Genomic DNA, 10,272 nt, shown 5'->3' with positions numbered 1-10,272 from the left:
GACTCACCCCTTCGTATTATATTTCTTGCGACGTTCAGCATTTAAAGCTTTGTTACGATCATTAATTTCTTTCTGTGTCATCTTTTTCTTTTCTGAAGGATTCTTATGATCACTACGAACTTCAATAAGCATAAATAATCGTTTAATATTCCAAATGTCACATGTATATGGAATCTCAAGTGCTGATAAATATGCGTAGATGACTTCGCTTGTCATGATGGACGTATTAGGCGATGCATTAGGATTATTAACTTTGGTAGCTGATGTATTTCTATTCATATAATCACCAATTTCATCTATGGCCCTTTGATTAAGTTCTCCTACATCGAATGGTTCATCTAAACACATACATCTAAATAAATATAATTGTTCTTCTATGTTCATCTTAGTTGTAAGTAAAGGTTTTGCATATTCGGTTTCCCATTCAGCAATAGCCTTTAATGAATACTCCATTCTGTATATAGGTCCTACTTTAGGATATATAAATTGTTCTTTTTCAGCATCCCAATGCTCATCTTCAGTTATCTGTAAATATAACAAGCATATAACCTCCTTAAATAGTAAAAAATGAATAGGGGTTGAGTATCTTACAACCGAACCCCTAAATCATCTTAGTACTGTAACACTTGTCCTGCAAAGATTAGATCAGGATTGGAAATACCATTTTTGTTAATTAACTCATTGGTTCCAATACCTAACTTAGCAGCGATACCGCTTAAAGTATCACCTGATTTTACAGTGTAAGTGCGAACTTGTGGTGCATTAAATTTAGCATTAATACGTTCTTGAACAGGCCCGTAGAATCCACCAAGAATTTGTTTGCGACGTTCACCATCACCATAAACACCTGCAATAGTTTCGTTTGCTAAATCTTCAATTGCTTGTGAAGTATATCCAGCACGATGGTTAACTACAGCTTGTACTCCGTTGTACATAGAGCCTAGTTTTTGTTTACGTTCGTCACCATCGCCATATGTCCCTAAATTAACTTCATTAGCTAATGAGTCAAGGCTACGTGGTGCTGCAGCAGGGGCTTTAGTGGTTGTAGTTACTGTACCTGGGTTACCTTTTGGATCAGCAATACGTTTCCAATCAGCAGCAGTTAAATTAGCAATATTTTTATCTAGTTTTCCACCTGAAGTGAATTGCCAAATAGTATATACAGGCCAAGGAGCTGTTGAATACATAAATGTTGGTACAGTCCAACCTGGATCATTAGTAGGATATCCAGCAATCCATAAAGGACAGTCTGAAGCTAAATTAGCTACTTGATTTAATGCACTTGCTTGTACGTAGATACCACACCATACACCTGTTCTAGCGTATACATGGTTTACGAATGCACGACACCAGTTAGTATTACCCCAAGCTTTATTTTCTCCTTGTTCCCAATCCAACCATAAAGTAGCTTCTTTAATATATCCTTGAATACTATCTACAAAGAAATTTGCTTCTGCTACTGGATCTCCACCTTCAGCATAGTGATAAGATCCTAATAAGCGACCTTTTGCTTTAGCAGTTTGATATTGTTTATCCCCATCTGGGTTTGTATACCATGTGCCCTGAGTTGCTTTAACAATAACGAAGTCAATACCATCCATACCAGCTACTTCAACTGATTGATGCGACGCAATATCAATACCTAATAATGTCATACTTTTTCCTCCTCTAGTTTTCTTTGTGCTTTATATGCTTCAAACTCTAAACGGTCTAATTCATCTTGTGCCTCTTTTGCAACTACTTCAGGATCTTTAACTAGATTCAATTCTGATTTTTGTGCATGTTCAGCAATTAGCTCTGCTTTTTCTGAATTAGGAGCTTTGTTTGAATCATCAATTAATCCACTTGCAAATTTGGCCATCGCGCCAGGTTCCGTCAATAATTCTACAAATAATTCTGCGTAAGCTTCTGAGTATTCAAATGCATGACGAATCTCTTTAGTTTTAAGGAACGATTTGCCATCTGGAGTTTTGACCCCATACGATGTTAATATTAAATCTTCTAGGAACTCAATAGTAGCTTGTTCATCTCCACTTTCAGCTAAGAATACAGCTTGATCTTGAATGTCACGCCCAGTACGAGCTTTAAGACGAATCAAATCCATTTTGTTATAGTTGAAATAGAAAGGTGCTGTTACCTCTGTACCTTCGTAGTTTTTATACTTAATTTCTTTTTTTAACATATTATTATTCCTCCTATAAAGTGAAAGGACCCAGAGAACTGAGCCCTAACCTAGTTTGTCTTAACCTTTTGTAGTAGTTGTAGTCGTAGTGCTAGTTGTTGTAGTAGTGGTAACACCTTTAATCATTGTGATCAATTCTACTAGAGAAGGTAAGCTAGATTCTGTTGTTGCTGAACCTTGGATCTTATCTCTAACAGCATTGTAAATTTCAGGAGCTACAGTTGTAGAATTAAGGCAAATATATGCCGTTGGTTTAAATCCATCTGGAGCTGTTGCTGGAGTAGTTGAGAACTCCCATGATAAAGCCAACGCTTCAGGTGAATCATTAATTGTAGCATATTCTTTTGCAGAAGGAGCAGTCTTAGCACCATAGATAATGTGCAATTTAGTACCGAAGTCTTCTCCTACAGTATCATTACCAATAACAGTTTCATATGAAATACCGAATTGAGAACGATTCTGTTGTCCTACAGTTACACCTGGTACGATCTCTGCAGATCCATCACAAGCATTAAACTCGTCAGGATATGTGAATGCTTCGATAGTACCTTTAAAGTTTTCTTTAGAAGTAAGAGATAAATATTTATCATTATCTGCATACTGATCTGTTGACTCAGCACCATCTGGTGACTGTTTAATTCCTGTTAATCCATTCCATGCAACACCAGGTTTATAAGCCCCAGTTTTGTCTTGTACAAATAAGACACCGTGTGAAGTACCTGTTTCATACAAACGTTCTCCGATTAAATCCCATTGAAGTCTTCCTACCATAATTTGTTGCCTCCTATTTATAATATAATGATAAATATGTGTGGTGCAGGTTGTCTAAAGTAAACGCTGAGGTTATACTTATCTTAGAGAAACTGTCCAACAGTGTGTCTGCGATGTTATCTTCAGGATCTTTAACGATAACTGTTAATTGATAACTATCTGTTTGGATATAGTTTTTGTCATTTGCTGAATCCGTATCTACACCAATGCGTTGATAAACAATACACGGATAGTTCATAGAGATGTTAGCAGGGGGTTGAAAGTAAACGTCCTTGACAATAGCTACAAGCTTAGCATGCAGTTCTAATCGATTCTGTTTATTCATTCCATTCATCCCCCAACGTAACAATCAATCTAGGTCGTACAATTGATATAGATGTGATCTTCCACTTAAGTCCGAGATAGTGCAAATACCTCATGTTCATGGAATTCTCTTTTGTATACGGATCAATAATTAAACTAATCCGGTTTGTGATTGTTAAATCATCTACGATCTTATCACCCATTTGGAAGTTCTGAGCCTGAGATAAAACATCTCCCCGTAACTTCTTCTCGATGATTTGGTCTTTCCAGATTCCTGGTGATGATTCTACTTGGGTAACATAGCCTACCAAGCCTGCGTACTTAGCCATTTGTAGTCATTTTGACCTCCTTGATAGCTTCGACGTACTTGATGGAACACTTAGTTGGATTGACGTGTGATAAGGTTTCATCAAACGGAGATCTTCCTCCATCATAGTCACCTTTGTAAAACATGTCAATCATGTCAGGTGTTACACCAGCATTGTGATAAACTTTAACCTGGGACCACTTCTCTAATGGATCCGTAGCCCAAGCCATGTCTAATTCTTTACTAACTTTACACTCAATGTTGAACCAATACATGTTATAAAGCTGAGCCCACATTTCTGCAGTCCACTTTTGAATGTTACTGTCCACAGTTTGAAAGTATTTGTAGATTGATATAGTATCTAGATAAACTTTGTGCCAGTACGCTGCAGTTGGATTGACGATTACCCATTGGGCACCGCCAACATTACCATCCATAGTTTCCAGCCGGTCATAAGAGACACCTACAATACTTGCCATAGCCATGAAGATCTCATTCCCTCGCTCACACTGTCTAACATACTTTGAATCCAAGTATCCACCACAATCAGTTGCATACCAAGTATCGGGAGTAGCTGGAAGATTGCTCATGTCTAGCTTTTCACGTAGAAGCACATCGGCGTCGATATAAAGATATGTTCCTACTTCCGCTTCAGGGTTCTCTGAAAGATACTTATACCATAACCAAGGTTTAATACTAGGTTGATACTGCATGTACTCTCTGTCGTCTGTGTACGTATATACTTGAGCAGCGAACTTGTCTTCAAAGTACTTTGGAATTGTGACATCTACTTCTGCGAACAAAAGTACAATATCCATATACCCCAAGTTCTGTAGCCGAGTTACACAGACTTCAAGTTCCCATTTAAATCGTTGAATTGCTGGTTGACATAATACAATCTTCATATGCTATTCCTCCTAAAGAATATGATTAACCTTTTGTAGTAGTTGTAGTCGTAGTGCTAGTTGTTGGTAGAATTGTTGCTTTTGTAGTCGTTGTAGTCGTAGTGCTAGCAGAGAATGGTTTAACCGTGAATGCAATCGCAGATTTAGGAATAGTTAAAGCTCCAGATAAGCGAGTTTCAATCAAGTATTTATATTGGTTAAAGTCAATATCGAAATCATCAAATGTTGTTACTTCTCCACCCTTAGTTGATCCAACAGTGTAATCGCTTAAGTTAACAACCACAAATTTATTAGCATTGTCTCCTTTAAGGAATGTAGTAGTAATAACACCACTAATACCTAAACGAGCAGCAACAGCTTCAGTTGAAGGAATGTCACCAAATAAGAATTTGTTATTATCATCTTTTAACAATTTGATATCAGCAAGTAAAGTTGGGTTAATGATTAGTCCTGGAGTACCAGATCCTTGATATTCAGATAAAGCTTTAATAACTGCTTCGAATACGCCTTGAACTCCGTTAACATCTTTCTTGATTGTGAATAATCCTTCATCTGTAAGGATTGGACGGATATTTCCTTCTTTAATCTTGCTAGCATCTGAATTAGCACGACCATCACCAACTAAGATAGCACGACCTAATTCTTCGATTAACATCATGCGCATTTCGTTTTGGATGAATCCGATAATATTGTAATCAGTAATATCAACGATATCATCACGATCTAATTTTTGCTTTTTGTAGATTGTTTGTGGTAATGTTTCACGGTGTAATAGGTTGAAGATTTGTTCAAGCTTTTCGTTACCTTTAATATAACCAAGCGCACGTGCATCATCTTCACTAAGATCAGCAATGATAGTTTTAACACGAGCAAATGGAGATTTACGAGTACCCGCAACAATAGCAGCTCCAGATGTTTGTTGATCATGATAAAGAATTGGTGCATTATCCACAGTTTTAGCATCAGGGAATAATACTTCTAAGTTAGTAATTGAGTGCTTAATAGCAGCATCTTTCAAAGTGATCTCACCAGTCATTACTTCTCCTAGAACATCTGCTTGTGTTAATTCTTCTCCAGCTCCGTTGTGTAAGATAACCCCACCTGCTGTTGTTTTTTGAGCATTGAATGCATTGTATTTCATTTGGCTACCATCCTCATCCTTATGTTTTAGTAAAGCTGCTTCTACTGCTTCATCAATAGCTGATTGTTTTACAGTTTCATCTTCGCCTTCCATTTCTTCAATAATACTAGCAACCATAGTTTCTACTGCTGCTGTTTGTTCTTCATTTAAGGTATCTAATACCTCGCCTACTGTTTTATCTGCCATTTCAATTTTTCCTCCTTCAATTTCTTCTGGGAATAATACATCTTCTGCTGAGTGAATAAGCAGATCGTTATAGATGATAAGTTTATCAGGTTCAACACGATCACCATCATCAGAGTGGACCAATACTTTTTCAATCAAAGCTCCTGGATTTGCTCCGGTCATAACTAAACTTACTTCATAGATATTACCGTGAACTACATCGGTTCCTTGTTTCTTAATTCTGTTAGCTCCGATTGACATTGCATTAATGTCTCCGTGTTTAAGAAGTTCTCTGGCATTGTCAGCTTCTGCTGTATCATTGAAGTATCCATAACCATAAACTCCGTCTTTGTGATTGTGTAATAGAATGTGGCCAAGTACGTTTTTAACATCACCTGATCCATGCATCCATACTAATGGGACTTTACCTTTGTTGTTGTCTTTAAAGGCACCTTGTTTAATGACAATCCCATCCGTACAGCGAATATCATTCTTAGTTACCCAACCTGCAAAGTCATGCTTTCTTTCTGGCATTAACGATTACCTCCTCACTTTAGGTTTTCCACTCATTTTGACGGTTCTTTGGCTGGGGGCGTGGGCGACCCAGTTGGTGACTGTTGTTGCTCTTCGGTCAAGTTAGGATTGTACAATAGATCAGCCTGAGGCTCATTGCTTGGACGGAACCCAACAATCTTACGAAGTTCATTACTAGACAAGATAGTATTACGTCTAAACGTATCAGCGATGTTCGCGATGTTCTCAATTGGAACAAGTTTGAATGGATCACGATAAGCTTGTAATGTCTGACCTTGAGATCTAGCTGTTTTACTTAGGAACTTACGAATGAACTCGGCCATGATTACTGAAACTATTGGGTCAATGGTACGTGTATAATAATTACGCATCTCTGACTCACTCGCAGTACCATCGAATACCTTCTCCGTTAGTCCTAATTGGTTATAGAATTGTTTTGTTAATTGATTGATCTGATCTAGTAACTGATTGTTAACTGGTCTGTTTAATTGAGTAACCTTTTCAGTTCCATCAATGTACGCAATACCACGTTTACTACTTGCTATCTGTTCGTTGATCGCATCAATACGTTCTTTAGCCTGATCCTTCTGCAGGTCACTACGAACTGCATATGGTAGCTGAATTAATAGATCTAGCTGACCTGAAGCAATCGCTGCATCAATGTCATCGAGTTGTCCAATCTTAGCCATCAAACGTTTAAGGGTTGCATTAGGTCCATTGATTACTGCATACAATGGATTCTCAATAATTGCTACTCCACGTTTAGTTTGTAAGAGTTCTTGCTCGTTACCTGTTTCTTCATTATACAACATTACACGGACATGCTTTGGGTACCATTGTGTAATTCTTCCTACACGCATAGCACCTACGTCAAATGATTGAGTAATATTTGGATCTTCAGTTGCATCAATTGGAACAACTGCTATAGCGCCATCATCAAACATAGAATATACCATATCACGAATAAAATCCAAATGAGATTGATCTTGATTAGCTTCAACCGATAAGCACTCATTTAATGCGGACTTCATAAGTTTAATATCCCCATTATTCTCATCAACCTTTACATGTTGAATAGCAATTGATGAGACATCCATAGCAATACGGTTAAATATAGCCGCAGTATAGTCAGACTGTTTATACCGAGAGGTTCGTATTCGGTAATTTGGATTAGATGATCCCATTCCGACCGTAGCATAGGTAACTAGTTCTTTCTTTTCATCAGAGCTTCGAAACGCTTTCCATGAGTGTGTAAATCTGTCTAAAAATCCCATTACATGAAAGCCTCCTGATTCTTCTTGAATACTACCCAAGCATCCATCAAAGCTGATACATTATCAATCTTCTCACTTGAACGTTTCTTAGATAGTTTTCGATTTCCGTTGTTATCCTCTATCGCTATAGCATTACCCATAGCAAATTTCATAAGTTCTTCATCAAATAATAACAGTCTTTCGTTTGCTAGTATCTGAAGTTCACCTAGAGGAACGGATTCTGTTCTAGCTCCTTGAATAACTGGATCAACACCCCATTCACCATAAACAGTACACCACTTAGCAATAAAGTCTGCAGCGTTATACTTGTCATAACCAACGGATACAATTGTATACTGGTGTTGTTGAATGAATGTGTCAATGTCATCGAAGACTTTCATCATGTCAAGAACATTGTCATCCATTACAATCAAGGAACCTTCTTTAATAAACTCTTGGTACTTTTGTTTCATTGCTGGTGCAAGTTTAGCAACCTTCAATGCGGATACATACGATCTAGTCTTAACACCAAAAGCTCCATTACCCAATGGGAACAAGAATGTGAATGCACAGAAGTCATCACCTTGAGATAAATCGATTCCCAATGTACAAGCGATGCCATCAAAGTTCTGAGGTCCGTGTACTAGTGTGTCAGCGTGCGTAAAGAAGTAGGTGTATCCTTCAACTGGTATACCAAACCTTTTAGCTAGTATGTCATTACGAGTTGCTGGTTGTGATTCAGCTCTTTCAACATCTTGTTGATAAGCTTGATACCCAACTGATGCTCCTAAGTTAGGATTGGCTTTTAACCACATCTCTGGTTTACCAACTTCCTCAATTGAATCCAATTTATAGTGCCATATGGATACATGTGGATTGTAGTACGTTCCACTTAGTATGTCAAATAACTCCATTTTGATTGTATCACCAGGACCATTCCGAGCAGTACCTTCTGAGCTTGTTGCCAGGATGAAGTAGTCTGTAATCTTGGACGCACCTTGCTCAAGAGCTCCGATAACGTCTTCCTTAACTTTCCCAGACAACCACTCATCAACACTGTTCATCTTAGAACGGGCTCCCTGCATCTTATCAATGGACATAGGTCTGACTTCTATCCACGAACCTGTCATAAAGTTCTGTATACCTTTCTTAGTAGAAGCTAGTCCTACTTTTGAGTAAGTATTAGACAAGACAGATCCTTTTGTTAGAAACTTAAACAGAGGACCTTTCGATCTAGCAATTGCTGTACGGAAAGGACTCATAGTTTCTTCTGAAAGAGTCATTGTTGGTGCGGTTACGATTTGTTGTGTTGTCTCTGTGTCAATAACTAAGAAGTAAGCTTGCATTAATGCGGCATACACTGACTTAGCAGCTCCACGTCCAACTATCAAGTATTGCTTATTAACGAGTCGACGTTTGACGTTTAACATTTCATACCTATGACGTTCTTGATTGTAAGTTTTAATCTCAGGGAACCAGAACCATGCTAATGCAGACTCCGCCCAAAGCTTAAATGTCGGTAATAGTGTTAAATCGCCACCATCAGTAAGTGTCATCTCTTCTTCACAGAAATCTATGAATCCTTTAATAGCTTGATCATCGTAATAAAAGTCTGGATTCGCAATTAAGGCGTCTATACGGTTCATCTCCATAGAAACTTCCTTATTGACTGGTACTTCACCCCGAATTACTGAATCTCGGAATTTGGCGTATTCAATAGGAACCGCTGTATTGGATAGAACCATAATATCACCTCCCTAGTTTAAATATATGCGTATCCAGCTACAGATGTGTTATTAAACACTGCAGTTCTTGTTGCGCCAGTTGCTACTCCGATATAGTCAAATTTAAATCCGGTTGTAGTTGGTAAGAAATTAGTTACCTGGTGAAAATTATACGTTTGACCGTTGTTTGTAAATACAATTAAAGTATTAGTGTCCATAATATCCTCCTAATTTAATGCATATTCTGTAACATCTTTTCTTGGTCTTGCTACAGGTTTTTCACGTTGTCTAGCCATCCTACTTTTTACTCCTTTAGCAGTACCTCTAGCAGCTCCTTTTGCAGCCGAACTAATTGGCATACCATAAAGATTTTCAGCGACATAGGCAGATAAAGCTATTTGAGATCCTTTAATTGCTACCTTTGTAGCAAATTTTGCAGCTTTCTGTTTACGTTGCACACTTCGTTGTTTCTTCTGACTAGCAGACATTTTAGGTTTTTCCGATTTACCGGTACTACCAGTAGCTTTTCGTTTACCCCACTTCATACCTTTGACACCGGCATGTTCAATAGTATTCACACTTAGTGCCATTAAATTTTCATAATCCATTATACCACCGCCGCAGTAGCTGCGCCTTTCGCTACATTCTTAGCTATTTTCTTAGCTAGAGTTTTACCAGTCGATGATACAGCTAGTTTACTTACACTATCCATATACATCTTGGCTTTCTTTCTTCGAGGAGCATTAGCTTCAGTTGCTAGTCTATTAAACTCATTCTCCAAACGCAATCTCTCGATCTTAGTCTTCAACTGAGCATTAGACATGCTACCACGTTTTTTATACTGTCCTTGCCATGATTTCTCACGTTTAGAACTAGCTTTATTAGTGGCAATATTCTGTTTAGCTTTAGTTACACCTTTTCTAACTCCCCATTTCATACCTTTGACACCGGCATGTTCAATGATATCTTCTAGACTCATGGTTTTAC

At 37.9% G+C, this 10,272-nt stretch carries 13 protein-coding genes; all 13 read right to left on the bottom strand.

The genetic code is table 11. The annotated features are described in order from the left end of the window. Nucleotides 1-3 precede the first annotated feature (3 nt). Nucleotides 4-540 carry a hypothetical protein gene (locus tag RR643_RS05125; RefSeq protein ID WP_332482544.1) on the bottom strand — a complete coding sequence of 179 codons (537 nt, stop codon included), beginning with the start codon at nt 538-540 and terminating at the stop codon, nt 4-6. A gap of 71 nt (nt 541-611) precedes the next feature. Next, complete coding sequence (locus RR643_RS05120; protein WP_332482543.1) at nt 612-1,655, bottom strand: GH25 family lysozyme; 1,044 nt, start codon at nt 1,653-1,655, stop codon at nt 612-614. Next, entirely contained in the window at nt 1,652-2,182 is a 531-nt protein-coding gene (locus tag RR643_RS05115; RefSeq protein ID WP_332482542.1) for a hypothetical protein, read from the bottom strand. The genes RR643_RS05120 and RR643_RS05115 overlap by 4 nt, the downstream gene beginning before the upstream one ends. A 60-nt stretch (nt 2,183-2,242) precedes the next feature. Beyond that, nucleotides 2,243-2,953, bottom strand: coding sequence for a hypothetical protein (locus tag RR643_RS05110; RefSeq protein WP_332482541.1), 711 nt, complete (start codon nt 2,951-2,953; stop codon nt 2,243-2,245). Nucleotides 2,954-2,966: 13 nt separating this feature from the next. Beyond that, nucleotides 2,967-3,302, bottom strand: a complete 336-nt coding sequence (locus RR643_RS05105) for a hypothetical protein (RefSeq protein WP_332482540.1) — start codon at nt 3,300-3,302, stop codon at nt 2,967-2,969. Beyond that, nucleotides 3,271-3,585, bottom strand: coding sequence for a DUF7253 family protein (locus RR643_RS05100; RefSeq protein ID WP_332482539.1), 315 nt, complete (start codon nt 3,583-3,585; stop codon nt 3,271-3,273). The genes RR643_RS05105 and RR643_RS05100 overlap by 32 nt, the downstream gene beginning before the upstream one ends. Continuing rightward, nucleotides 3,578-4,153: a hypothetical protein gene (locus RR643_RS05095; protein WP_332482538.1), complete on the bottom strand. Its 576-nt coding sequence runs from the start codon at nt 4,151-4,153 to the stop codon at nt 3,578-3,580. Before RR643_RS05095 ends, RR643_RS05100 begins: the two co-directional genes overlap by 8 nt. 340 nt (nt 4,154-4,493) lie before the next feature. Beyond that, nucleotides 4,494-6,308, bottom strand: coding sequence for a phage major capsid family protein (locus tag RR643_RS05090; protein WP_332482537.1), 1,815 nt, complete (start codon nt 6,306-6,308; stop codon nt 4,494-4,496). Between the two features lie 32 nt (nt 6,309-6,340). Next, on the bottom strand, nt 6,341-7,582 hold the full coding sequence (locus RR643_RS05085) for a phage portal protein (RefSeq protein ID WP_332482536.1): 1,242 nt from the start codon (nt 7,580-7,582) through the stop codon (nt 6,341-6,343). Next, the gene (locus tag RR643_RS05080; protein ID WP_332482535.1) at nt 7,582-9,306 is read right to left on the bottom strand and encodes a terminase TerL endonuclease subunit; all 1,725 of its coding nucleotides are present in this window, start codon (nt 9,304-9,306) and stop codon (nt 7,582-7,584) included. Before RR643_RS05080 ends, RR643_RS05085 begins: the two co-directional genes overlap by 1 nt. Nucleotides 9,307-9,323: 17 nt before the next feature. Then, on the bottom strand, nt 9,324-9,503 hold the full coding sequence (locus RR643_RS05075; protein ID WP_332482534.1) for a hypothetical protein: 180 nt from the start codon (nt 9,501-9,503) through the stop codon (nt 9,324-9,326). A 9-nt stretch (nt 9,504-9,512) separates the two neighbouring features. After that, on the bottom strand, nt 9,513-9,893 hold the full coding sequence (locus tag RR643_RS05070; RefSeq protein WP_332482533.1) for a DUF7211 domain-containing protein: 381 nt from the start codon (nt 9,891-9,893) through the stop codon (nt 9,513-9,515). Continuing rightward, nucleotides 9,893-10,272: DUF7211 domain-containing protein (locus RR643_RS05065; RefSeq protein WP_332482532.1), on the bottom strand; the 380-nt coding region annotated here is incomplete at its 5' end. The genes RR643_RS05070 and RR643_RS05065, both read right to left, overlap by 1 nt.

Source organism: Anaerorhabdus sp. (assembly GCF_036637135.1).
In the GTDB taxonomy this organism is placed as follows: Bacteria; Bacillota_I; Bacilli_A; order Erysipelotrichales; family Erysipelotrichaceae; genus Anaerorhabdus.
Note: the sequence above shows the minus strand (reverse complement) of the source record. Positions and strands in the feature narration are given on the sequence as shown.